General features: G+C 43.9%; 17 protein-coding genes. 9 read left to right on the top strand and 8 right to left on the bottom strand.

The features are described from left to right. Position 1: 1 nt before the first annotated feature. Together AACW45_RS24390 and AACW45_RS24385 are read left to right on the top strand one after the other, a co-directional pair. On the top strand, positions 2 to 1066 hold the full coding sequence (locus tag AACW45_RS24390; RefSeq protein ID WP_190629193.1) for an SGNH/GDSL hydrolase family protein: 1065 nt from the start codon (positions 2 to 4) through the stop codon (positions 1064 to 1066). 22 nt (positions 1067 to 1088) lie between these two features. After that, positions 1089 to 1451, top strand: a complete 363-nt coding sequence (locus AACW45_RS24385; protein WP_096642331.1) for a DUF4864 domain-containing protein — start codon at positions 1089 to 1091, stop codon at positions 1449 to 1451. Positions 1452 to 1736: 285 nt separating this feature from the next. Here the strand turns inward: AACW45_RS24385 and AACW45_RS24380 are convergent, their stop codons facing one another. The 3 genes from AACW45_RS24380 to AACW45_RS24370 all read right to left on the bottom strand — a co-directional run bounded on the left by AACW45_RS24380 (position 1737) and on the right by AACW45_RS24370 (position 6717). Continuing rightward, entirely contained in the window at positions 1737 to 2846 is a 1110-nt protein-coding gene (locus AACW45_RS24380; RefSeq protein WP_190629191.1) for an S-(hydroxymethyl)glutathione dehydrogenase/class III alcohol dehydrogenase, read from the bottom strand. Between the two features lie 168 nt (positions 2847 to 3014). After that, complete coding sequence (locus AACW45_RS24375; RefSeq protein WP_190629189.1) at positions 3015 to 3182, bottom strand: hypothetical protein; 168 nt, start codon at positions 3180 to 3182, stop codon at positions 3015 to 3017. A gap of 40 nt (positions 3183 to 3222) precedes the next feature. Next, on the bottom strand, positions 3223 to 6717 hold the full coding sequence (locus tag AACW45_RS24370) for an eIF2A-related protein (RefSeq protein WP_190629187.1): 3495 nt from the start codon (positions 6715 to 6717) through the stop codon (positions 3223 to 3225). A 283-nt stretch (positions 6718 to 7000) separates the two neighbouring features. Between AACW45_RS24370 and AACW45_RS24365 the strand changes: the two genes are divergently transcribed. From AACW45_RS24365 to AACW45_RS24340, 6 genes are all read left to right on the top strand, one after another. Further along, positions 7001 to 8722 (top strand): hypothetical protein, encoded by a 1722-nt coding sequence (locus AACW45_RS24365; RefSeq protein ID WP_190629185.1) that lies wholly within the window; start codon positions 7001 to 7003, stop codon positions 8720 to 8722. Positions 8723 to 8740: 18 nt separating this feature from the next. Then, positions 8741 to 9454, top strand: coding sequence for a hypothetical protein (locus tag AACW45_RS24360; protein ID WP_190629183.1), 714 nt, complete (start codon positions 8741 to 8743; stop codon positions 9452 to 9454). Positions 9455 to 9780: 326 nt separating this feature from the next. Beyond that, positions 9781 to 11064 (top strand): valine--pyruvate transaminase, encoded by a 1284-nt coding sequence (locus AACW45_RS24355; RefSeq protein WP_190629181.1) that lies wholly within the window; start codon positions 9781 to 9783, stop codon positions 11062 to 11064. A gap of 86 nt (positions 11065 to 11150) precedes the next feature. Then, positions 11151 to 11798, top strand: a complete 648-nt coding sequence (gene rimM, locus AACW45_RS24350; RefSeq protein ID WP_190629169.1) for a ribosome maturation factor RimM — start codon at positions 11151 to 11153, stop codon at positions 11796 to 11798. Positions 11799 to 11992: 194 nt separating this feature from the next. Continuing rightward, positions 11993 to 12691, top strand: coding sequence for a Uma2 family endonuclease (locus tag AACW45_RS24345; protein WP_190629167.1), 699 nt, complete (start codon positions 11993 to 11995; stop codon positions 12689 to 12691). A gap of 627 nt (positions 12692 to 13318) precedes the next feature. Further along, on the top strand, positions 13319 to 15700 hold the full coding sequence (locus AACW45_RS24340) for a phosphoketolase family protein (protein WP_190629165.1): 2382 nt from the start codon (positions 13319 to 13321) through the stop codon (positions 15698 to 15700). Positions 15701 to 15833: 133 nt separating this feature from the next. On the opposite strand, the gene fahA is transcribed toward AACW45_RS24340, so the two are convergent. Further along, on the bottom strand, positions 15834 to 17147 hold the full coding sequence (gene fahA, locus AACW45_RS24335) for a fumarylacetoacetase (RefSeq protein ID WP_190629163.1): 1314 nt from the start codon (positions 17145 to 17147) through the stop codon (positions 15834 to 15836). A 141-nt stretch (positions 17148 to 17288) separates the two neighbouring features. Between fahA and AACW45_RS24330 the strand changes: the two genes are divergently transcribed. Then, positions 17289 to 17573: a hypothetical protein gene (locus AACW45_RS24330; RefSeq protein ID WP_190629161.1), complete on the top strand. Its 285-nt coding sequence runs from the start codon at positions 17289 to 17291 to the stop codon at positions 17571 to 17573. A gap of 259 nt (positions 17574 to 17832) precedes the next feature. Here AACW45_RS24330 and AACW45_RS24325 read toward each other — a convergent pair whose 3' ends face one another. From AACW45_RS24325 to AACW45_RS24310, 4 genes are all read right to left on the bottom strand, one after another. Continuing rightward, positions 17833 to 18231 carry a response regulator gene (locus AACW45_RS24325; RefSeq protein ID WP_199330960.1) on the bottom strand — a complete coding sequence of 133 codons (399 nt, stop codon included), beginning with the start codon at positions 18229 to 18231 and terminating at the stop codon, positions 17833 to 17835. A 427-nt stretch (positions 18232 to 18658) separates the two neighbouring features. After that, a complete protein-coding gene (locus AACW45_RS24320; RefSeq protein ID WP_190629157.1) occupies positions 18659 to 19039 on the bottom strand; it encodes a response regulator in 381 nt (126 codons plus the stop codon). A 357-nt stretch (positions 19040 to 19396) separates the two neighbouring features. Then, a complete protein-coding gene (locus AACW45_RS24315; RefSeq protein ID WP_190629155.1) occupies positions 19397 to 23581 on the bottom strand; it encodes a PAS domain S-box protein in 4185 nt (1394 codons plus the stop codon). Continuing rightward, complete coding sequence (locus AACW45_RS24310) at positions 23578 to 25437, bottom strand: response regulator (RefSeq protein WP_190629153.1); 1860 nt, start codon at positions 25435 to 25437, stop codon at positions 23578 to 23580. The genes AACW45_RS24315 and AACW45_RS24310 overlap by 4 nt, the downstream gene beginning before the upstream one ends. Positions 25438 to 25556: the final 119 nt, after the last annotated feature.

Below are 25556 nucleotides of genomic sequence, written 5' to 3'. Positions count from 1 at the left end.
GATGAGGGACCCTTATCTGTTGACAGCAGGTTTGTTAACAGTATTGGCAATACCAGCATCGGCTCTTCCCCAGATGTCGATTATTCTGCCAGAGCATTCAAGATTTCAGTGGAATTTACAACAGGGTTCCCAGTCAAAAATCAATCAACAAAGCATTCCCAGCGTCAATTTATTCTTACCAGAATTGCCTCACAAAGGTTTGCAAACATCAGCCATTTCCCAGCCAATATTAGGTGAAAAGATTAACCCCCAGTCAAGCTTGGCGGTACCAAGATTCACCGATGAGAAATTTACCAAACTAGTAGAATCATCAGTAAATTCTACTTTCCCAGAAGCTAATCGGGTGTTGGCATCAGGGAGCCAACTTTACGATCAAAGATTAGAAGCTTTAAAAACAGTTCAACAAAATAAACGTCTATTTGCAGATAGTTTGCAATCCTTAGAATCGGCAAACAAACGTCAATTAACTTATGAAGATTGGAAACGTTTATTAGTATTAGAAGCCAAAGCGATCGCTCGTAGCAAAGGCACAGATTCTCTCGGTATTTTAGTTGGGGATTCCTTAAGCATGTGGTTTCCTCAAGAAAAACTACCTGCTGGTAAATTGTGGTTAAATCAGGGTATATCAGGCGATACATCTACCGGAATTTTAAAAAGATTATCAGCATTTTCGGAAACCAGACCAGATGTCATATATATCATGGCTGGGATTAACGACTTAAGAAAAGGTACTAAAGACGAAGTAATTTTGCGCAATCATCGCCGAATTATGCGTACCTTACGTCTGAGTCACCCCAATGCAAAAATAATTGTGCAATCAATATTACCGACGCGCTTACCGAATATTTCTAATCAAAGAATTCGCAATTTAAATACCCAAATAGAAGTAATTGCTAAACAAGAAAAAGTTACCTATGTAAATATGTATAAGTGGTTTACAGACTTTGAAGGTAAATTAAGCGAAGATTTAACCACCGATGGATTACATTTATCATTAGATGGTTATGACCTTTGGCGAGCAGAAATAGAGAAATTAGAATTAAAATCTACAGAGCGCAATAATTAAGCGATCGCTCTTTTTGAGATATATGGAAATCAGCCCCAGCGACGCCATCGCCATCCGTGAGACAATAGAACGACAATTAGCAGCCTTTCAAAAGGATGATACTGCAGGAGCCTTTGCCCTTGCAAGTACAGAAATTCAAATTCAGTTCCGCAACCCAGAAAACTTTATGCAAATGGTAAAACTGGGTTATCCTGCGGTGTATCGTCCCCGTTCAGTCTTTTTTGAAAAGATTAAAACCATTCACGGAAAGGTAACTCAATTAGTATTGCTACTAGGCCCTGACGGAATTCCCGTAAGGGCATTATATATCATGGCCAAGCAGCGCGATACCCTCTGGAAGATTAACGGGTGCGTATTGATTCCAGTAGAAGCGGAAATTAATTAGTTATTTGTTAGAGACGCGATTCATCATTTGTTAGAGACGCGATGAACCCTTGTCTGTACAATTGTCATTCTTATCCCCAATGCCCAATGCCCAATGCCCAAGGGAGCATCCCAATTTTGACGCAATACCCTAGAAGGGTATTGCTATACCAACAAAGCCTGCCAAGGCAGGCTATCAAACTTTTAGCCTGCCTTGGCAGGCTTCGTATTTCTAGCCCCACCCTTATAGGGTGAGGGCGTTTTTGCACATTTGGGATGCTCCTATGCCCAATGCCCAATGCCCAATTTAAAATGTAACTACGCTTCTAATTGATTCACCTTTGTGCATTAATTCAAAGGCATCATTAATTTGTTCAATTGGCATTACATGGGTAATTAAATCATCAATATTAATTTTTCCATCCATATACCAATCAACTATTTTCGGCACATCTGTACGTCCTCTGGCACCACCAAAAGCTGAACCTTTCCACACGCGCCCTGTTACTAATTGAAAAGGACGAGTCCTAATTTCTTTTCCCGCACCGGCAACACCAATAATTACACTGACACCCCAACCTTTGTGACAGCATTCTAAGGCTTGGCGCATCACGTTGACATTGCCGATACATTCAAAAGTGTAGTCAGCACCACCTTTGGTTAAGTCAACTAAATAAGGAACCAAATCGCCTTCGACTTCTTGGGGATTCACAAAATGTGTCATGCCAAATTTTTCAGCTAAGGCGCGTTTGCTGGGATTAATATCTACCCCAACAATCATATCTGCTCCCACCATCCTTGCCCCTTGGATGACATTTAAGCCTATCCCACCTAAGCCAAATACTATTACCTTTGCACCTGGTTCTACCTTAGCTGTATAAATAACTGCACCTATACCTGTGGTAACACCGCAGCCAATGTAACAAACCTTATCAAACGGGGCATCATCGCGGATTTTGGCAACGGCAATTTCCGGTAAAACTGTATAGTTAGCGAAGGTAGATGTGCCCATATAATGATGAATCATTTCGCCACCGATACTAAAGCGACTAGTACCATCAGGCATGACACCCCGTCCTTGAGTAGGGCGAATAGCTTGGCAGAGATTGGTTTTGAGACTGAGACAATATTCACACTGACGACATTCTGGGGTGTAAAGGGGAATAACGCGATCGCCTGGTTTTACACTAGTTACACCAGCACCCACCTCGACAACTACACCTGCGCCTTCATGCCCTAAAATGGCGGGAAACAAACCTTCAGGATCGTCACCAGAAAGAGTAAATGCATCGGTATGACAAACACCACTCGCTTTGATTTCTACCAAAACTTCACCAGCTTGTGGCCCTTCTAATTGAACAGTTTCTATAGTTAATGGCTTACCAGCGCCGTAAGCGACTGCGGCTTTAACATCCACGCTTTAGCCCTCCTGTGTACAAGTTGCGTTAATGGGCTGTTTATGAGTTTACAGAAAGTTGACGCTCAAGGGCTAGGGAGGCAGGGGGACAAGGGGGACAAGTAGCCATTTAAGCCAAAATTTTTTACCCTCTTATTTTGGCAAAGGTATTGTTGGTTCACAGGCGATTTATCTCTCATCGCGCTTATGGCTGGCAGTGGTGATCTGCTCTTGGGAATCGCCTTTATCATCTGGTTGTGGCAAATTCGCTGAATTGGAGGTTGGATATGGTGCTTGAATTGATTGCGCGATCGCCCACTTACCCTGCTCAGGCTCAGATTTCCAATGTTCTCCCATCCCGAAGTAATTTTGGAAGTCATCATAGAAGCTAGGGCGATCAGCTAGTCAACATCGCGCCTAATGAAATCAGGGCGCTCTGCTGTGCTGGCGTAATGCCCGTTATCCCTGTGATATTAACTCCCTCGTAAGGACGATCGGCTTGCAGTGTTTGTAGACATTGTCCCGTTTGAGCATCCCAAATTTTGATCAGACCATCTGCACCGCCACTGATCAGCTTTGTATCTTGCTCTGCCCATAGAATTCGTACAATGCCAATGCAATGACCGGGAAATGCGATGATGCGTTTCCCTGTCGCAACTTCCCAAAGCTGAATCTGTCCATCCTGAGTGGCGCTGACTAATTTTTGACCCTCGCGGCTCCACTCTACCGTGTGACAGTATTCTTGTTCCTGAAGTACGCGCACACAGTTGCCTGTTGCGACATCCCAAATGCGGATTGTGCGATCGCGAGAAGCCGTTTCAAGTTGTTGGCTATCAGGACTCCAAGCAATCCAGGGAACTGCATTGTGATGATCTGGCAATTCGTACAAACAGTCTCCCGTTTTGGCATCCCAAACCCAAACCCTGTAATCAGAACCGCCAGTTGCAACATAATGCCCATTGGGACTCCAACTGAGTCCATGAATCATACAGGGACTTCCCTGCAAGGTTTGGGTGCATTCCTGAGTTTTGACATTCCAAATTCTCACGGCATAGTCAGACGTTGTAGTGATGGCAATATGAATGCCGTCTGGATGCCAAGCGAGCGTATGCACAATGCCGAGCGCGCCATGTTTGATGCGAGTGCAGTTGCCTGTCACCGTGTCCCAAAGATTAAAACAGCCATCCAGCCCGCCGATCGCTAACAGTTGACCTTGGGGTTGCCAGTCTACTCGCCAAGTACAATTCGTGCGATCGCGCAAAACATCCGTACAACTACCCGTGCTCAAGTTCCAGAAGCGCACCGTTTGATCCTGGGCACCTGCTGCTAAGGTTTGTCCATCGGGACTCAGGGCAAGCGTCAGAATACCATTGTCATAGCCTTGTAGCGTGCTGAGGCAATCCCATGTTTCAGTACTCCAGAATTTGATACTCTGCTCCTCGCTGCCCGTTGCCACAAACGGACGAGTCGGATGGGTGAGAATTGCCCAGACAGTGCTGTTGTGCGCCCGCAGAACTCGTATACAGTTACCTGTTTCACTATCCCAGAGTTGTAAGAGTCCATTCGTGCAAGTGCTGACCAGCGATCGCTGATCCCTCATCCACGCAACTGCCCACATCGGATCGCGACCTTGTAGCGTGGCAAGACAGTCCCCCGTTTCAGTATCCCAAATCTTCACGGTTTGATCGTGGGCAGCCGTCGCTAAACGTCTACCATCGGGATGCCAAGCCGCGCAAAAGGCTAAAGCAGTGTGACCGATAAGGGTTCGGATACATTGTCGATCATGCAGATCCCAAAGCTGAACTTGACCATCAAGACAGAGCGCAAACCGATTTTGAGTCGGATGATGAGCAATGTGTGTAATCATCGCTTGCGCCCCAGGAGTCAGTTCTGCAAGGCATTTCCCAGTCGCGACTTCCCAGAGTTTGACCCTGTACCAATCCACGCTGATCAAAACTTGTCCATCTAAACTCCAAGCCAGTGCCATGATGACGTGTTCATGCCCTGTAATCGTTCGCAAACATTGTCCAGTTTGGAGATCCCAAAGCTTGATGGAAAAATCGTAAGAACCGCTCGCAAGACAAGTGCCATCGGGACTAAAGCGCACGACTTTCGTCCACAAGCTATGTCCCTGCCAAGTGCGATAAGACTGACGATCGACAACTTGCCACACTCTCACCTGACCACACACATCTCCCGTTGCCAGCCAGTTTCCATCGGGGCTAAAGTCGAGCGATAGAATATTACCAAACGGCTGAATAAATACCGTATCAATGAGATGAGCATGGGCGAAGTTGACGTGATGCAGAGGACTGCGGCGTAAGTCACCGTGGCGAATCGTGAGATGGGAAAAATCATAGCCTGCGAGATCAATCTGCAAGAATTGACAAAGGTTCAGTAGATTTCCGGCAGCATAGCTAAACTGCAGCGACTGATCTTGACGGATCTGCGCGATCGCACCCCGCATTTGCTCATCCAGTGCAGTATTCGAGGGAAAATGCCGGCGCAATTCAGCCGCGATCGCACTCACAATCAATCGCCCCTGACTCTCGCGAATGTAGTCTTTCACCGTTGTTTTCATCAGCGCATGGGTAGCTAACAGTGAAAACTTTGCTGTGACTAATTCTGTTGTGATAGCGGCGATCCAGCGATCGAGAACATATTCCATCACCACAGGTTGCTGAGTATAAGTATTTGCTTGACGCTCTAGCAAACTGCGACCATACAAAGCTTCTAGTGTTTCTAGAATTTTGGCTTTCGGAACAGGTGGCACAATGTCATGGTGAAGGGTGGCGATCGTCGTCCATTCACGATTGATGGCTAACCAATACAAAACCGTTTTCTCTAAAGGAGAAAGTCGATTGAACTGAGAATCGAGTAATCGTCGAATGCCATTGAAGATAAACGTATCTTCTTGCAAGAATGCTGCAATATCACCATCAAATAAATCTTGAATCGAAGTTGCAACAATTTTCAGAGCTAACGGACTATTGCTATAGCGATCGCCTAAGGTTTGTCTTTGCTCAACCGTTCCTGCTAGTTTTCTAGCTTGCAGTAAAGCATCCGCAATCTCAGGAGAACCATCAAGGCGTAGCGATCGCACAGATAAACTCTCGCCTTCTAATGCAGCGACGATCGCAGGTTTCTCCCGACTGGTCAGCACGACACAACTTTGATGATTCGTTTCCCCAATCAATCGAAGCAACTCGCTATAAGCTTCATATCCTGAACGGAATTGTCCAGCTTGCTGAGGATCGAGAATCGTTTCTAGATTGTCTAAAACCAGCAAACAGCGTTGTTTTCTCAGATAATGCAGCAATCTTTCTGGTGTTGCGATCGCGTCTTGCTGTCCAGATAAAAACGGGACGAGATCTACTAGTAATATTTCCAAGGATGGAGCATTCGAGAGCGATCGCCAAATCACACGCGAAAATTGCTCTTCTGGTATGAGTTTTTGGGCTAATTTGGCTGCGATCGCACTTTTGCCAATGCCGCCCATGCCTAAAATCGCCAGTAATCGACCGCCGGATGCGATCAAGTGCGACAGCGTTTTCAGTTCTGCTGTCCGCCCGTAGAAGATCGAAACATCCAAGGCTTCGCCCCAGTCAATCTGGACTGGCGTAGGTTGATTGAGATGACGCTGGAGCGCGGCTCGAAAGTTGGTTTTGCTGATTCCTTCATGCAGGGCTGCTGATAAATGTCGCCACAACTTAGGGCCGACATCGCGCTTGATGTAGCTGATCGAATAGCCAGATTGATCCGCGATTTGCTCATAGGTTTGGTCTGCGATCGCGCCTAGCAAAATCGCCACTTCTACATCGGTTAGATGTCGATTCAAACAACGAAACATCGCGTTGTCAGCAATAGTCAGTAACGGTTCAGAAGTCATCATCAGCGCAGTAGGTTAGAGTGAGAAGCCAAGCCGTTTGCGTCCTAGTGAATTGAAATTTCTATACAAGAAGATCCTACCTGAACTTTCCAGACTTTTTTGTGGTGTAAAGTTTTTTTCTTTACTCAACTGTCTTGCTCAAAGACCAGAACTTATCTGTAACGACAAATCTCAGAAAGACTTCTACTGTAATAAGCGTAGCGACCTCAATTTTTTAGCGCTGCACAACTTCATACTCGGATTACTACCTAAGCAAGCAAACTCTATTACTACAAGGAAAACTTCCATGTCTCAATCTACATCTCAATCCGAACCGATGATCAAACTGGAACCCGGTGGACGTGCCCCCATTCTCAGCTATAACGTCCCTGAACCTACAAGCTATAGCGGTCGCAATATCATCAATCTGACGATCGACAGAACCTGGTTCAGAGATGAACCGAGCATCGGTCAACCTCCCATTGGAACCCGCGCACCACTGACTGGAGTAACTCGTGAACGTCTCGTTGAAGCCATTCGTAATGCACTCCAAACAGGTTTCTTTGATCCAAAGCTATTCCCCAACGTTCGAGTTAGCAACAATGCCCTAGCAATCCGCCCCAAACTTCCAGTCCCAACTTCAACGACAGGCAATGCACCTACCCAAGCGATCAAGATTCTGCTTCCAACCCAACGAGTAGGAGAAGCAAAGCCAGTCATGAATGCACTCGCTGACCTGGATGCAGACGCGATCGCCGATCGAATGCTAGCTGGAGAACGCCTCAACATTTTCCGCAACCTTCACGGCGCATTTGACTATAACTTTCTCCCAGAACCAAAGACTGCTAAACCTCGCTTGATGTTGATCGAAACCTATCGATTGTCCTCTTTCTTGGGAACTTACGGTGCTGGAAAAGTCCTGAAAACCTTTACACTGCTCCCTGGCGAATCAACGAAGATTAGTATCAAGACCTATCTCAAAACCGAAACCGAAGCCAAACAAGCCTCTAGCATTCTCGACTCGTTTACAGAAGAAAGTGCTAGTGACTTTGAAACCTCGCTTCAGAAAGAACAATCCAACAAAGAAAATACGAACGAAAGCTTTGAATATTATGCTGAAGCCGAAGCTGAAGGAAGTTGGGGGTTTGCAAGTGCGAATGTCAGTGGTGGTGTCAAAGGCGGCTCCAATACAGCCCGTGAAGAGTTTGCTAAAAATGTCAGTTCTACGACTCAGAAACACGCAGCTAAAGCTTCTGCAAAACGAGACGTGCAAGTGAACACGAGCTTTGAATCGAAAGTCGAATCAGGCGAAGAAACTGCGATTGAACGGCAACTCGAAAACATCAACGTCAGCCGCACCTTGAACTTTGTCTTCCGCCAAATGAATCAGGAATTTATCACCCTGTTGCACTTGGTTGATGTCAAAGTAGCATTCTTCAATGGCTATGCTGAATCGCGCCGAGAAGTTCCCCTCGCAGAGCTAGATAACCTTCTGCAAACTGTGATGAAAGATGATCCTACTAGACGGCAACAAGTCAAGCAACTGATTCTCGACGAACTCAAAAACATTGTTGACTACACCGATACGATTCAAGAGTTTGTGGAGGAAAAGCAGGTCGGAAATGGCGGAACAAAATACCTGCGAGTTCCAAAAAAGGTTTCTATCTACAAAGATGCAGCAACAGGAACTGAGATTGCTGTCCCCGGAGTTATTCTGTCTGCGATGCGAAATGTACTGCGCACGGAAGGCATCATTGTAGATGCGTTATTGGGGCAAGGTGATGGCTTGGATGAATATTCTCATGGACTACAGGATGAGGCAGTACGAGAAAAAGCGCTAGCAAATGAAGCATTGCGGCTCAAGAATGAACGCGAACAATTGGCGTTACAAATCATCCTCAGCAAAGATACAGAAGCAGCAAAATTGTTCCAGCAACTCTTTGCTGCACCTGTAGTTCAACCCAGTCCTGCAACAACTTCTGGAGGTAATGGTAAAGCGATTTCTCCAGAACTGAGCAACGCAAAATAACTCGTGAGGATTTCTCCCATGTCAAATCATTCTGCCACTCCTACAGGAGCCGTTAAACATCGGGATCGGGTGCTAAGTCAAAAACCTCTGAATCGGCATCAGGGTCAAAGCCCTGCCGAATGGGACAAACTGCACAACTACGTTCATCCTGGTACTGTAACGCTACGACTCGCCATTTTCTGGACGAGTAATGTCAAGGATGAAAACGATCCGATGCCTGATTACTTCAGTAAAGCTCAGGGTCTGCTGAAGCAGCATGGACTGAATTTGCAGGCATATCCAGCAACGACAAAAGACCCCGCGACAACCTTACAGTTTAATGAGGAAGTCACCCTTCGCACACAGGCGATGGAGTTGCGGCAGAAAGCCCATGCTGCTTTCCCTGGAGATAACTACTCACGATTGCCTGTGATTGTTTGCCCGCTGCGCCAATCGACGATCGGCGAGGAAGCAAACGGCATGGTAATCATTGATCGCCCAGACGAGCCTTCCGATTGGCTACCGTTTGTGTTGATCAATTCCAAAGCTAAATCGCCGGATCGTGTGACGTTACTGCATGAAATCGGTCATGCTGCTGGTCTGGTACATCCGGGTGCTGTGGGAAAAGATGCTGCAATCATTAACTTTATGCAGTATTACGATCCAGCAACGACGAACTTGCCGGGGCGAGAAGGCATTCTCCACAACCAAGTTAAAAAGCTCGCGGTTGCTTACTTTGCGTCTCCTAAGTAGCAGAGCAGTTCATCAACTGTCCCTTGTGCGATCGCACTTTAAATAGGAAAGCTCATACTCCTTGCGATCGTAGATCCTCTTACAGCCTCCCTAGTAGTCTAGCTAACTTTACTAGGGTGGTCATTTTGCCATTTAAGCCAAAATTTTTTTACCCTCTTATTTTGGCAAAGGTATTGGACAAATGACTAATTTTGTAAAAATGTCATTCTTTAGTTAGATTAATAAATGATGGAAATAGCTTTCTGAGCAATGATGTAAACTTTTGCTAGTAGAAATTCCCTCATAAGAATTTAGTCAATTCCTCAATAAATTATTAGTCACAGCCTATGAATCCTGCCCTTACAAAAATTGGCGCTCAAATGTCTAACCTGACCGGCGTGCGAGCGATTATGAAAGATATTATCGAAACGCTGCAATCTGGCGCGGGGCAGGAATTGATTAATTTGAGTGCGGGTAATCCGTTGATTTTGCCTGCTGTAGAGCAGTTATGGCGCGATTGTACAGCAGATTTGCTGGCTAGCTCGGAATATGGTGAGGTGGTTTGCCGTTACGGCTCTAGCCAAGGTTATGCACCATTAATAGAAGCGATCGCGAATGATTTTAATCGGCGCTACGGTTTACAATTAACTGCTCGCAATATCTTAATTACTCCTGGAAGTCAAACTTTATACTTCTACGCCGCTAATGCTTTCGGTGGTTACACGACTACAGGCGAACTTAAGCAAATAGTTTTACCTTTAAGTCCTGATTACACTGGTTATGGTGGACTTTGTCTAGCGCCGGAAGCTTTAGTTGCTTATAAACCAGCTTTAGATATTGATGCACCTGCGCACAGATTTAAATATCGTCCTGACTTCAGCCAACTTTCTATTTCTGAAAGCACGGGTTGTGTGATTTTTTCTCGTCCCTGTAATCCTACAGGTAACGTGCTTACCGATGAAGAAGTGAGAAAAATTGCGGCTTTAGCTGCACCTTACGATGTGCCAGTATTAATTGACTCCGCTTACGCGCCGCCTTTCCCCGCGCTGAATTTCACGGATATGTCGTTGATATTTGAAGAGAATATCCTGCATTGCACCAGTTTATCGAAAGCTGGCTTACCAGGGGAAAGAATCGGGATTGCGATCGGTAATGAAAAGACAATTCAAGTTCTCGAATCCTTCCAAACTAATGCTAGCTTGCATTCCTCCCGTTATGGACAAGCGATCGCAGCGCGAGCAATTAATTCTGGCGCATTAGCGGAAATTGCCGAACAAGTCATTCGCCCCTTCTACCAAAACAAATTCACTGTATTAGAAAATACCTTAGAGGCAGCCATGCCCAAGGACTTACCTTGGTTCCTCCATCGTGGTGAAGGCGCAATCTTTGCTTGGTTGTGGTTACAAGATTTACCAATTACTGACTGGGAATTATACCAAGAATTAAAGAAATTCGGTGTAATTGTGGTTCCTGGTAGTACCTTCTTCCCCGGTTTAAAAGAAGAATGGCCGCATAAACAACAATGTGTCCGCATCAGCCTCACCGGTAGCGATGAAGAGTTGGTAACCGGGATGAGTCGGTTAGCGAAGGCAGTAGAACAAATATATCAGAGTGCGACTGTCAGCGCTTAAGAGAAGGCAGAAGGAACGGAAATAGTGGTAGGGTGTGTTATGCCGTAGGCTAACGCACCATCTAAAATGGCAATTAAATAATGGGAATGAACCACGAAGACGCGTTCGCGAAGCGTCTCGAAGAGAAGAACGCAAAGAAGGAAAGGAAAAAAGAAATTAATCCAATATCGCCAATCGAAAGTCCAAAATTGGATGATTGGTTAGATATTGGTAAGATTGTCGCGCCTCAAGGATTGGCTGGAGAGATGCGGGTGTATCCCAATACTGACTTCCCGGAAAGATTTGAGGTAGCAGGAAAACGTTGGTTATTGCGTCCAGGGGCGACAGAACCCCAGCCTGTAGAGTTGCTGGAAGGGCGTTACATTGAAGGAAAAAATTTATACGTTATTAAATTAGCTGGGGTGAACAATCGCAACCAAGCAGAGGAATTGCGCGATTGTCAGTTAATGGTACCAATAAGCGATCGCCCCCAGTTGGCAGAAGATGAATTTTATGTTCCTGATTTGCTGGGGTTATCAGTGTTTTTGCAAGCTTCGGGGGAATTGGTGGGTAAGGTGGTAGATATAATTCCCGCAGGTAACGATTTATTAGAAGTAGAGTTAGATCCAGGATTTGCGCCGGATAAAAAACAGAAGAAAGTTTTAGTACCCTTTGTAGAAGCGATCGCACCTGTTGTAGATATACCATCTGGGCGCATTGAAATTACACCCCCACCAGGGTTATTGGAAATTTAATTTAGGGCATTGGGCACTGAAACAATTTTGGATTTTGGATTTTAGATTTTAGATTGGAATCCAAAAGACGCTCGCGGACTCGCTAACGCTGCGCTATCGCAAATCTAAAATCTAAAATTCCTTGTCCCCCTGCTCCCTGCCCCCCTGCCTCCTTATCCAGTGCTACAATCCAAGCAGCATTGAGACTTCAGCCTATGGTTTCTCACGCCGAATCATTCACCCAAACAGAAGTCATCTACCCAGATAGTGACGGACAGCCAATGGCAAATAATACTGAACAATTTCGCTGGATTTTGGTTATCCAGCAAAATTTAGATTGGCTGTACGCCAACGATGGGAATGTATTTGTGGCGGGAGATTTATTTTGGTATCCGGTAGAAGGACGCAATAATATTTTTAACGCGCCGGATGTTATGGTTGTGTTTGGCAGACCAAAGGGTAAACGCGGTTCTTATCAACAATGGAATGAATCAGGAATTGCGCCGCAGGTAGTGTTTGAAATTTTGTCTCCTAGCAATTCTCAAGATGAGATGGATAGAAAACTCCTGTTTTACGATCGCTACGGTGTTGAGGAGTATTATATTTACAATCCTGAGAAAAATCAGTTAAGAGGTTGGTTGCGTGGTGAAGGGGGGTTAGATGTTATCCCCGCAACTGCAAATTTACTCAGTCCTCGTTTAGGAATTCGCTTTGATTTATCTGGCGATGAGTTGCAGATTTTTCGCCCTGATGGGACAAAGTTTTTTACTTATGTAGAAATTTGTCAACTTCTCGAACAAGAACGACAACGCGCAGAAGCAGCAGAAGCGGCATTAGAAGCAGAAAAAAGGCGATCGCAACTTCTAGCTGATAGACTACGAGAAATGGGTATTAATCCCGAAGATTTGATTTGAAAATTATGTCTTCACCCTATAGGGGGAAATTTTAAGCAAAAATTTTCCCTAAATCTATGTTGCCTAACTAAAGTCAATCAACCTCTTGGATACAAGTCATCTTGCTCGCATTAAAGCGGGAATTTAAATGTAAGACAGCTTGCTGATCCTCTGCCAAAAGTATGATTTTGAAAATGCTGAAACTTGCTGTGATATGACATTTTATGATTGGGAACCGCAAAATTTATCTTACAGGGAAGCAAACGCAAATATATTTTTGATCCCCGCTAATGTTTAGCTATTTATTCGCAAAAAAGCAGTCATAAAGCTGAGATATGTTTGCCAAAATACCAATTTATCTGATTGTAATGATTTACATAAATCAGGAATTTAATCGTAAAAATAATCTTAAAAATCTGCTACATCGCCTGATAAATTTGTTACTCTGGCAGAGAATTCTTCATTGGTGTTTTTTCATATTTATTTTAGATTTGAGCGAATAACTGTCTGACACAGCGATTAATTTCCACATTCCAGAGAAATACTGGGTAAATTTGTCACGAGTAAGATGACACTCAGCCTCTAGATAAGTAAACTTGCATACTGATTGAATGAATTCGTCACATCCTCATGTAATGGAGTTTGATAATGACGTTAGCAAGTCCGACTCAACCAAAGCCTTTAAAGGATGAAGAATTACGCAAAATAAACGCCTACTGGCGTGCGGCTAACTATCTTTCAGTAGGCCAAATATATCTGCTTGATAATCCGCTTTTACGAGAACCACTGAAGCTAGAACACGTAAAACCCAGGCTTTTAGGTCACTGGGGAACTACACCCGGTCTGAATTTTATCTATGTACATTTGAATCGGGTAATCAAAAAATATGACCTGAATACAATTTACATTGCTGGGCCTGGTCATGGCGGGCCGGGTATCGTTGCGAATACTTACTTAGAAGGTACGTATAGCAAATACTACCCCAACATTGCTCAAAATGTTGAGGGGATGAAGCAACTTTTTAAACAATTTTCCTTCCCTGGTGGGATTCCCAGCCATGTAGCGCCGGAAACTCCAGGTTCGATCCATGAAGGTGGTGAACTTGGTTATGCACTTGTCCACGCCTACGGTGCAGCTTTTGATAATCCCGATTTAATTGTGGCTGCGGTTGTCGGTGATGGAGAAGCAGAAACAGGTGCTTTAGCTACAAGCTGGCACTCTAACAAGTTTATTAATCCTGTCCATGATGGTGCAGTATTGCCGATTTTACACCTTAACGGGTATAAAATCGCTAACCCTACAGTATTATCACGGTTGAGCCATGAAGAGTTAGAAAGCTTGTTTATTGGCTATGGATATAAACCTTACTTTGTAGAAGGTTCAGACCCCGCAGATGTGCATCAGCAAATGGCGGCAACTTTGGATACTATTGTTACTGAGATACAAAGTATTCAAAGAGAAGCTAGGGTACATGGGTTTAGCCAACGCCCACAATGGCCGATGATTATTTTGCGGACTCCCAAAGGTTGGACAGGCCCCAAACAAGTAGATGGGAAAAAGACCGAAGATTTTTGGCGATCGCACCAAGTTCCCTTTGGCGAAATTGCGAAAAAGCCAGAACACCTGAAATTATTGGAAGATTGGTTAAAGAGTTACAAACCAGAAGAACTTTTTGACGAAAAAGGGCAGCTAATTCCCGAATTAGCCGAATTAGCTCCCCACGGACATCGTCGTATGGGCGATAACCCCCATACCAATGGCGGTATGGTACTGCGGGAACTGACAATTCCGGAGTTCCAAAAATATGCTGTAGATGTTACCGCACCGGGTAAAGTAGAAGCCGAAGCCACCAAAGTTACAGGTAAGTTTCTCCGGGATATCATGCGATTTAACGAAGAAACCCGCAATTTCCGCATTTTCGGCCCCGATGAAACCCAATCTAACCGTTTAGATCCGGTATTTGAAGTTACAGACCGAACTTGGGTGGCGGAAATCCTCCCGGAAGACGAACATCTATCACCCAACGGGCGGGTGATGGAAATGCTCAGTGAAACTTGCTGTCAAGGTTGGTTAGAAGGCTACTTGCTCACAGGTCGTCATGGGTTTTTCTCTTGCTATGAGGCGTTTATCCACATCATTGACTCGATGTTTAACCAGCACGCCAAATGGTTAAAAACTACCCTGGATATTCCTTGGCGCAGACCAATTGCATCTCTAAACTATCTGCTAACTTCCCATGTTTGGCGACAAGACCACAACGGTTTTTCTCACCAAGATCCTGGTTTTATTGACCATGTAGCCAATAAAAAAGCAGAAGTTGTCCGCATTTATTTACCCCCCGATGCGAATACTTTATTGTCAGTAACAGACCACTGTCTCAGAAGTAAGCATTACGTCAACGTCATTGTTGCGGGTAAACAGCCAGCTTTACAGTACTTAGACATGGATTCCGCCATTAAGCACTGTACTAAAGGCTTGGGTATTTGGGAATGGGCAAGTAATGATAAAGGTAGCGAACCAGATGTAGTCATGGCTTGCGCTGGTGATATTCCCACCTTAGAAACCTTAGCGGCTGTGGATATTTTGCGTCAGAACTTCCCAGAGTTAAAAGTGCGGGTAGTCAACGTAGTGGATTTAATGACACTCCAACCCAAAGGCGAACATCCCCACGGTTTAAGCAGCAAAGACTTCGACACAATTTTTACCACCGACAAGCCGATTATCTTTGCTTTTCATGGTTATCCCTGGTTGATTCACCGCCTAACCTATCGCCATACCAACCATCACAATTTACACGTGCGCGGTTTCAAAGAAGAAGGAACTACCACCACTCCCTTTGATATGGTTGTACTGAACGATCTCGATCGCTTTCATTTAGTAATGGACGTAATCGATCGCGTGCCGAAATTAGGTGCTAAAGCAGCTTACGTCAAGCAAATGTTGCAAGACAAGCTGATTGAGCATAAGCACTATATTGAGCGTTATGGCGAAGATATGCCAGAAATCCGCAATTGGAAGTGGTCTTACTAAGCTCTAGAGGGCATGGCATTGCCATGCCCCTACAATCTGCCACATTCTCTTTTGAAATTGGTATCCATCTAGCTCCCATGCTCTGCGTGGGAGCTTAGATTTATGAGGCTCTGCCTCAATTTATCCGAAATTCTCAGCAGTTGAAAATCTTACCGCGACATTCGCCAAATCCAATGCGCTGATACCCTGGGGTTTCACAATATCCCCGCAGAATTACTTCATCACCATCAGCTAAGAATTTTCGTACCTCACCTGTAGGTAGTGTAATTGGTTGAGAACCGCGCTGTGTAATTTCTAACAAGCAACCTTGCGAACCAGTTTCCGCACCGGAAACTGTACCACTTGCAAGTAAATCTCCTGAACGCAGGTTACAACCATTACTAGCATGATGGGTGAGCATTTGCGCTAATGTCCAATACATTTGTTGGAAAGAACCACGACTTAACAGCCAAGGTTGTAAACCCTGTTGTTGCATCTGCGCTGAAGTTATCCAAACTTCTAATGTAATATTGATACCGCCCAAACTCTCATCGACTGGCGAAGATAAATAAGGTAGGGGTTGCGGATCGCCTGACGCACGACTAAAAGCCGGACAGCGAAATGGTGCTAAGGCTTCTAAGGTAACTACCCAAGGGGAAATTGTAGTTGCAAAACTCTTGGCTAAAAACGGCCCCAAAGGTTGATATTCCCAAGCTTGAATATCTCTAGCTGACCAATCATTAACTAAGCACAGTCCAAATATATGTTCTTCTGCTTTATCTATATATATAGGTTCTCCCGGTTGATTGCCAACACCGACAAAAAACCCAATTTCTAATTCGTAATCTAGCATTTGCGTAGGTGCAAATTTGGGTACTGAATCTGCTGGTGGTTTGATTTGCCCGCTAGGACGCTTAATAGCAGTATCGCTAGGCACAATTGATGAAGCGCGTCCATGATAGGCGATAGGTACATATTTATAGTTAGGCAGTAAAGGATTGTCTGGACGGAAAAGCTTTCCGACATTTGTGGCGTGAAAGATGGAGGCGTAAAAATCAGTATAATCACTAATAGCGGCTGGTAGTATAAATTCAGCCTCAGACATGGTGAAGAGAATTTCTGCTGGCGGCTGTGGTTGTCTGTTAGCTTGCAATAACTGACTGAGATGCTGACGCAAAGCTAATCTAGCAGGAATTTCTATCCCCATTAATAAATTTAAATTAGGAGATGTACAGGCGATTTGCAATTGTTCGGGGAGTTGTGACAGTAAACCAAGTTGATAGCATCTAGTTAAATCTAAAATTTCCTTGCCAATTGCTACTCCAATTCGCGGAGTTTCGGCGCTACCTTGGCGGCGAAACACAGCAAAAGGTAAGTTTTGGATGGGAAAATCGGTGTCTGGTTGATTTGCTGATTCAACCCAACTGCGTAAACTGGGGTTATGGGTGGCGTCAATAGGATAGCTCATAGGGAGAGGTAATAGAGAACTTCAGTTGATGCTGATGATGAGTAGCTTCAAGTTTTACACTTAAATTATTGATTGGGAGCGATCGCTCTTTGACAGCTGCCCCCAATTTTCAGTATCACCTTAATAACGCAAATGGTATCAATGCAGACATTTAAAGTCATTGAAGACGCAATCACAAAACCACCAATTCCCCACGAACCACATAAGCAATCTTTAAAAGCTTGGGCGATGTATTGCTTACGAGATAAAGGTTTTAAAGTTGTTTATGCCCAAAATGCTGATTTTGCCATTGAACCGAAAAATAGCGACAAGTTGTATTTTAAGGTGACAAATAACGCCGATGATGTAGACAATTCTTGCAGCTGGATAGTTTGGGATAGTACCAGCAAACAAGTGAGTCTGATTCCCTTGTCAGCTAAGGGTTAGGGGCTAGGGGCTAGAGGCTAGGGAAGGAGGGAAATTGTTGACGGTTGACGGTTGATCCATGCCTAAAAACTCCATCTTCTTGTGGGTGGAGTTTTTCATATTTTGAGGTTTTAAATTGCGACTAATATAATTGAAAGTTGATAGCTAAAAATCTGCTAATACTTAGCCTTTATTGGTAAATAAATTGCCTAAATACGCAATAAATATAAGTTGTTTGCTGCAATAGAAAAATTATGCCAAATCTATAATGTTTCCAGAGTTATAAATTACAATTGGGGACATAATCCCAATTCAATATAGTGGCAATTTCCACTGGCAGGGTAACTGGATTAAAAGGTTTAAGAATGATGCCGACAACTTGATATTCTTGCATAAATTGGGGATCTAGCCACCGCGCTGTAGCACTCAACAACACTACGGGAATATCTTGAGTTTTGATATTTCTTCTGAGTTGCTGCAAAAACATAAAACTTCCACGCATAGATAAATCTAACACTATCGCATCGGGAGAATTAGATTCTGCTTTTTGCAAAGCTAGAAATGGAGAATCAGCAGTTAACACCATCCAACCACCTAAATCCTTCAGACAAAGTTCAACTAACTCTCTAACGTTAACTTCGTCATCAAGAAGCAATATAGTTTTGGTGGCTAGAGTCATTTTCTCCAACGTGTGCATATACCTTTCCTGGAAGTGAAAAATATTTGTTTCTACTAAAGAAAGGTAAAATACAATAATAAAGAACTAATAAAGAACTAAATTTTTTTCTAACTTTTCACAACATTAGATTGCGGCATAAAAAAACAGACCATTTAAATGGCGTCAAAATGAGGAATTTTGACTGTGGCAATTTTAGATTATTTCTTTGGTACAACCCCCGCCCCTCTCTCCGAGACGCTACGCGAACGTGAGCCGAACAAATCTAAAATCTCAATCTAAAATCCCCAAGTAGGGGCGGGTTCACAAATATCCTCATTCATTCACAACGATCTAATTAAACCCGCCACTACCTTTATGGGTGCAGTTAATCTAAAATTTAAAATCCAAAATCTAAAATTGATTGACTTTTGATTTCCCCATAGCATTACTAGGTTCCCCAACCGAGAATTTCCGCCACATTCTGAGAAATTTTCAGAGGTTCAAAGGGTTTGGTAATGACACCAGCAATTTTCATTTCCGCAAAGCGGGCGCGATCGCTTGGTTGCACTTTCGCAGTCAGAAAAATTACTGGAATTGATTCAGTAATTGTATCTGCCTGCAATTGTTCATAAACGCTATAACCATCCATATCAGGCATAGATACATCCAAGAGAATAGCATCAACAAGTTCTGTCTGTGCTATTTTTAACGCTTCCTTACCTGATTCTGCTGTCAGCGTCGCCCATCCTCCCAATTCTTCTAGACAAGCTTGTACCAGTTCTCGGATACGTTCTTCATCATCCACAATCAACAATCTTTTTATAGTCATTTGTCAATAGTCATTTGTCAATAGTCAATAGTCAATAGTCAATAGTCATTTGTTATTTGTCAATATTCATTGAGTATGGAACATTACAAGAGTGTAATTACTGATTTTTTCTCTGTGTTTCTTACCTTACAGCGTTTTTCAAGTAAATAGACCAAGCAGTAGTAGGGGCACGGCACCAGTAATATTATTGTATGTACTAGTAGATTGTAGATGCCGTGCCCCTACGAGAATCTGTGTTTAAATTACCTGAAAACTGCTGTAACAATCTTCGCGGTGTTTAAGTCTGCGGCTTCTAACAAGCTGCAAGTATGTTATGCGGGGTCTAAATTCCCGTTACACTTCCGACTTCCGACTTGTTTAATTCCTGGCTAAGGGTATTGTAAAGAAGAATGTACTTCCTTCACCTAAGGTACTTTCTGCCCAAATTTGTCCGTTGTGCTGATCGATGATACTCCGACAAATCGCTAATCCTAAGCCTGTGCCGCCTTTATCACGAGAATCAGAAGCGTCTACTTGGTGAAATCGCCCAAAGATGGCTTCTAATTTATCAGTGGGAATTCCCCGCCCGCGATCGCTAATTTGAAACAGTACGAAATCTGTTTGTTGTTGGACGCTGATAATGATAGTGGAATGGGAAGGTGAAAATTTCAGGGAATTACTTAAAAGATTATTAAGTGTTTGCATAATTGCATCAGCATCTGCCCAAACTTGAGCATCTATAACATTAATGTTAAAAGTAATATTTTGTTGTTCGGCGATCGCTTTTACCCCCTCGACTGATTGGTGAATTAAATCAGCCACATTGCAGGTAGTTTTGTCTAAAACAGATCTGCCTGATTCTAAGCGCTCTAAATCGAGAATATCGTTAACTAAGCGGACTAAGCGATCGCTATCGAGGGCGGCAATTTCAATCATCCGTTTAAACTTTTCTGGTCTACGATCGTAAATACCACTATTTAATAAACCCAAGGCAGCGCGAATGGCTGTTAAAGGGGTACGCAGTTCGTGACTGACAATACCGATAAACTCGCTTTTAATTTGCTCAACTTTTTGCAGTTCGGTGATGTCTTCAGCAATCCCAGCAATTCGGATAATATCCCCCGATTCGTTTTTAATTGGGAAAGCGCGATCGCGAATCCAGCGTATGGAACCATCGGCACGGATAATGCGATACTTGACATCAGATCGCCCTGTACTAACTTGTTGGCTAAGTGAATTGCGCACAATCTGGCGATCCTCTGGGTGAATGCTATCTATCCACGCACCAAAATTTTCATAAACGCTTTGACAAGTTTTTTGCCAGATATTTTCAAAAGCTTTGCTGATATAGATCACTTGCTGAGTTTGCAAATCTGTCATCCAAAATACGGCTTGGATGTGTTCTGCAAGCTGACGGAACTTTTCTTCGCTTTCTCGTAAAGCTTCTTCTGCTTGTTTAAGTTTAGTCAGATTGTGCAAGATAATCAGCACACCAGAGATAGTACCATCGGCTTCGCGGTAAGGTGTATGGGTGACGCTCATAAATCGCCGAGGAAAACCAGAGCGATCGCACCAATGATTGCTGTGAATAGTTTCTCCGGCAAAGCATCTATCTAAGCGTGGCTTGATCACTTCGGTAAACAAATCCTCACCCAAGATATCGCCCATTGTCTGACCAATAATATCCCGATCGGACTGATGCCACCAATCTTTATAAGCTTGGTTGACAATTCTATAAGTATAGTTACGGCTTACCAGTGCGGTAGCATCGGTAGTATGAGAAACTATCCGTTCATATTGATGGAGGATGTCTTCTGCTCGTTTGCGATCGCTAATATCTAATAATACGCCGAGCGATCGCAAAGCTTTTCCCGATTCATCATAAATTGCTCTGGCTCGTCCCATTAACCAATGCACTGAACCATCTGGATGAATTACCCGGTACTCGGCGGCGTAATCAGTTCTGGTTTCGATAGATGCAAAAAACCTCTGCTCTACCCCATCAACATCTTCTGGATGAATTCGACTGCGCCAAAGTTGATAATTTGGCTCAATTGTTTCCGGGGTAATACCCAGTAAAGTAAACACATTATCGTCCCAGATGAGTTCGCAACTAGGTACATGGAAATCCCAACAGCCTATAAGAGTTAAATCTAAAGCTAGACGGCGGCGTTCCTCGCTTTCAATAAAAGCTAATTGTGCTTGTTTGCGTTCGGTAATATCATTATTAATTTCTAATATTTTTACAGGGTTACCAGCATTGTCTTTCTGTAAAACCCAACGACTAGCAACAATAATCGCTCGCCCATGCCGGCTAAAATGGGTGATTTCGCCTTCCCAATAACCTGTGGCTAAGAGTTCAGCTTCAATTTCTGCCTGTGGTTGGGGTAATTGACTTTGCAACAACTGGTGTAAGTTTTGCCCCAGAGCCTCCACTTTTTTCCAGCCATACATAGCCTCTGCACCCTCGTTCCAAAAGAAAATATTCCCGTTGAAGTCGCGGGTGATAATCGTGTCATGTGCGAGATCTAGTAGTTGCGCCTGTTCTAATAGTTGGAGTTGGTTTTTTTGCTGTTCTATGACTGTTTCTAGTAGGCGTTGGTTGACTTCAATTAGTTCCGCCGTGCGCTCTTTGACGCGGATTTCTAACTCTTGCTTGGCTTGTTGCAGTTGAGCTTCAGCTTGTTTGCGTTCGGTAATTTCCTCGCAGACTGTACTAATCCCAATGATGCGTTCTCCTTGTTTTAACGGCAAAAAGCTTTCTACCCAAATTCGCTGCACCCCAGGTTGAGCCGCAGTTGTCCCCATGATTTCTACATTCAACACGGGTTGACCGGTTTCCAGAAGAGAACGCAGCAGTGGTTCAACTGTATCTGCTAGTTCCGGTAGCAATTCCCGCAAGGTGTGTCCTAAATGTGCTGCTACAGCAAAACCATTAATTTCTGCTAAACGTTGATTAATGCGGATAAAGCGGAGATCTGTATCTAAGACACTCAAGCCGATGGGGGCTGACTGATAGATGGTTTCGATTTCTGCTAGTTGACGTTGCAGCTGAATTTGCTGTTCTTTGAGAGCAGCTTCTGCTTGTTTGCGCTCTGTAATATCTGTACAGGTACCAATCCACTCGCTAACTTTGCCGTCACGATCGCAAATTGGCACGCCACGCACGGCAAAATGGCGGTAATTGCCATCTTTCATCAGCAGGCGATATTCTAGGGCGTATAAGGTGCCGTTGCTGAAAGATTCTTGCCAACTTTGCCAAGTCTGATCGCGATCCTCAGGGTGGACAAACTCTAGCCAACCTAAACCTAAAGATTCCCTGGGGGATTGTCCTGAAAGTTCCTCCCAAATTTCTGGGGCGCTAATTGTCATGCCCTCGCTATCAGTGCGCCAGACAATCTGCGCCGAAGCATTAACTAAGGCGCGGTAGCGGTGTTCGCTTTGCTGTAAAGCTGTTTGGGCAAGTTTGCGATCGCTAATATCGCGACATACGCAAAATCGCAGTAATTCCCCTTCCCATTCCTCAACACTGACGCTAATCTCGACATCGTAAATTGAGCCATCTTGACGACGGTGGCGAGTTTCAAACACTCCTGATTTCACGCTCAAAGTATCATGTAACATTTGTTGAATTTCTTGAGGCGTAAACACCGCATCCCAATCAAAAACGTTCATCTGGGCAAGTTCTTCGCTGCTGTAGCCCAGCATTTGTGCAAATCGCGGATTGGCATCGATGACATTTCCTTTGGCATCTAAAATAACGATGCCATCGAATGAGGTTTTGAACAGAGTTTGAATTCTTAGTAGCTGTTTGCCTAAGGTTTGTTCGGCTTGCTTGCGCTGATCTATTGCCATCACAGTTCCCGTCATTCTCAGAGGCTCACCTGCTGGGTTATAAAATGCTTGTCCTCTGACTTCTAGCCAGTGCAGGCTACCATCTGGCCAAATAACGCGATACTGATGGTGAAAGTTATTGCGAGTTTGCAGCGCCTGTTTAATTACTTGCTCGAGTATGGGGCGATCTTCTGGATGTACGTAAGTTAAAAATGTTTCATATCTATTATTAAAACCACCCACAACCACACCAAATAATTGGTGACATTCTGCTGACCATTTCACTTCATTAGTGATGATATTCCAATCCCACATTCCCATGTGAGCGGCAGACAGAGCCATTTGCAGTTGTTCGGCATTTTCCTGGGCTAACTTTTGGCTGAGTAGTTGGATTTTCTTTTTGCTTTCATGTAGGTTGCCGGTGACTAGATTAATCGTTAAGCTAACTAGTAAAAACACAGTCAACCGCAGTAAACTTTCTGGTTGATCGAAGCGCAATTGATGTACATTCCTAATCAAGAATGATTCAATGGCGACGAATGACAGCACAATTGCTACCATTCCTGGGCGATAGCCGCCATACCAGCTGGTAATAATAATCGCTATGTAGAAAAAAGCATTAACGACTCTAAATAGCAGTGGTTCAAACCAGAGTGTCAACATTAAGGCGATCGCAGTTGTCCCTATCGCCACAGCATAAGGTAAGCATTGGCGAGAATATTTGTTCATAGTTGACCCTCCCTGGCTCTTCCTGGTTGCCAGCGCTGGCGCAATCTTTGAATGCGGCTGATGACTCTGGTGACTAGTTCTGGCCCCAGTACTGGCTTGCTAATAAAATCATCGGCTCCCGCAGCAAAGGCTTGCTGGAGAGATGCCGCATCGGTATGACTTGTCACTACTAAAATTGGTAAATCTCCCCATTGGGCATCTTGCCGGACTACTTGACACAACTCTAAACCGTTGACTACTGGCATTTCTAAATCTAACACTACTAAATCGGGCAATGTAGTTATTAGCACTTCCCAGAAATGCTGTGGTTCGCTTAAGGTTGTCACCTCTAACCCCCAAGGCGTGAGTAATGCGGATAAGCCAGTGAGAATTAGCGGATCGTCATCGACAATTAACACTTTGGCTTCGGAAGTTTGGCGTTGAGGAAGTACCCTGGCGATCGCTTGAAAGATTTGCTCGGTAGTAGCGGGTTTGTGTAAAAATTGCCTTGCGCCTAAGCGCGATACCGCCAAGCGATCGGCTAAACTATCGCGCCCAGTAAACACGACTATGGGTAAATTAGGCGATCGCATTCCCAATTCTCGCAGCAAAGTTAATCCATCTTCGGCTTTATCCGGAAAGCTCAAATCTAATAACACCGTGTCTGGCGTTGTTGTAGCTAGGTAGGAGCGGGCAGCAGACAAATCAGGCGCAATTTCTAGCTTCATTCCCCAATTATCAGCTTCTTTGACTAATCTTTGGGTTAACAGCGTATCATCATCAATCGCTAATACGCAATAATTCACTGGCACAGTGACGGTTGGCACTGTGCCAGTAATCTGAGATTTTGTTAATTCTTGTTGCAATAACTTGACTAATTGCGAAAAATTATTAAATTCGCTATCTGTTAATGGCTGATTTTGTAACAATAACTGCTCTATTTTCCTAGCTAACTGCGAACCTTCAGGATAGCCAAAAGTGCCCATAGATCCCGCTAGTTTATGAGCTTCTTGCTTGGCTGTTTGTCGTAATTCCTCAGATAAATTTCCCGCTAACAGCGCCTTGTTGGCTTGGGCTAATAACTCTACCTGTTGGGTAAAAGAATCGTGAAATCGCTGCAAAACGCGATTAACTGCCGTTAAATTAGGTTGTTTACTTTCTTTTTCATGGACATTGACGGTATTAGCGGCTAAGGGACGATTTGGTGCAGGCTTGAGACGGTAACCAATACCATAAATCGTCTCCAGAATATCTTCTTTTAACCCTGCGGCTTTGAGCTTTTTACGTAAATCTTTAATATGAGTCGTAACTGCATGTTCCACCGGCGCTTGATCGAATCCCCAGAGGCGATCTAGTATTACCTGGCGGCTAAAAATCCGATTGGGGTTTTGTAAAAATAATTCTAAGAGATTATATTCTGTGACCGTCAGTCCAATTAACTTTTCCTCATAAGTCACTTTAGCGGCTGTTTGGTCTAAACAGAGATTTTCCCAAGTTAACTTACATGAGGCTATTGTCCCACTGCGGCGCAACAAAGAACGAATTCTGGCGAGTAATGCTTCTGGTTCATAAGGCTTAATCACATAATCATCAGCACCAGCATCTAAACCCGCCACAATATCTGCATTGCAATTTTTAGCGCTGAGTAGCAAAATTGCCTTTTGGTAACCTTGCGATCGCAGTTGCCGACACAAACTGATACCATCTAGTTTCGGGATGAGCCAATCTAGCAAAATCAAGTCATATTCACCAGATATTGCCAGCTTTAATCCCGTTTCGCCATTATTAGCTAAATCAAGACTGTAATCATTTGCTGTCAGCAACTCTGCCAACGCCATACTCAGTAATTTATCATCCTCAATCAATAAAATTTTCATGGGTGGCATCCATATAAGATGCTGACAACTATTTAGGTATCATCTATTGTGAAATAAATTTTTACATTGTTTCATCCATAAAATTACTAGTAGTCATTTGTCAACAGTCAACAGTCAAC

The organism is Calothrix sp. FACHB-168 (assembly GCF_963889195.1).
Lineage (GTDB): Bacteria > Cyanobacteriota > Cyanobacteriia > Cyanobacteriales > Nostocaceae > Aulosira > Aulosira anomala_A.
Note: the sequence above shows the minus strand (reverse complement) of the source record. Positions and strands in the feature narration are given on the sequence as shown.

Bases quoted from the DNA above. Each gene is read 5' to 3' on its own strand.
- AACW45_RS24390 (WP_190629193.1), top strand. From the start codon at position 2: ATGAGGGACCCTTATCTGTTGACAGCAGGTTTGTTAACAGTATTGGCA.
- AACW45_RS24385 (WP_096642331.1), top strand. From the start codon at position 1,089: ATGGAAATCAGCCCCAGCGACGCCATCGCCATCCGTGAGACAATAGAA.
- AACW45_RS24375 (WP_190629189.1), bottom strand. From the start codon at position 3,182: ATGGGAGAACATTGGAAATCTGAGCCTGAGCAGGGTAAGTGGGCGATC.
- AACW45_RS24370 (WP_190629187.1), bottom strand. From the start codon at position 6,717: ATGATGACTTCTGAACCGTTACTGACTATTGCTGACAACGCGATGTTT.
- AACW45_RS24365 (WP_190629185.1), top strand. From the start codon at position 7,001: ATGTCTCAATCTACATCTCAATCCGAACCGATGATCAAACTGGAACCC.
- AACW45_RS24360 (WP_190629183.1), top strand. From the start codon at position 8,741: ATGTCAAATCATTCTGCCACTCCTACAGGAGCCGTTAAACATCGGGAT.
- AACW45_RS24355 (WP_190629181.1), top strand. From the start codon at position 9,781: ATGAATCCTGCCCTTACAAAAATTGGCGCTCAAATGTCTAACCTGACC.
- rimM (WP_190629169.1), top strand. From the start codon at position 11,151: ATGAACCACGAAGACGCGTTCGCGAAGCGTCTCGAAGAGAAGAACGCA.
- AACW45_RS24345 (WP_190629167.1), top strand. From the start codon at position 11,993: ATGGTTTCTCACGCCGAATCATTCACCCAAACAGAAGTCATCTACCCA.
- AACW45_RS24340 (WP_190629165.1), top strand. From the start codon at position 13,319: ATGACGTTAGCAAGTCCGACTCAACCAAAGCCTTTAAAGGATGAAGAA.
- fahA (WP_190629163.1), bottom strand. From the start codon at position 17,147: ATGAGCTATCCTATTGACGCCACCCATAACCCCAGTTTACGCAGTTGG.
- AACW45_RS24330 (WP_190629161.1), top strand. From the start codon at position 17,289: ATGCAGACATTTAAAGTCATTGAAGACGCAATCACAAAACCACCAATT.
- AACW45_RS24325 (WP_199330960.1), bottom strand. From the start codon at position 18,231: ATGACTCTAGCCACCAAAACTATATTGCTTCTTGATGACGAAGTTAAC.
- AACW45_RS24320 (WP_190629157.1), bottom strand. From the start codon at position 19,039: ATGACTATAAAAAGATTGTTGATTGTGGATGATGAAGAACGTATCCGA.
- AACW45_RS24315 (WP_190629155.1), bottom strand. From the start codon at position 23,581: ATGAACAAATATTCTCGCCAATGCTTACCTTATGCTGTGGCGATAGGG.
- AACW45_RS24310 (WP_190629153.1), bottom strand. From the start codon at position 25,437: ATGAAAATTTTATTGATTGAGGATGATAAATTACTGAGTATGGCGTTG.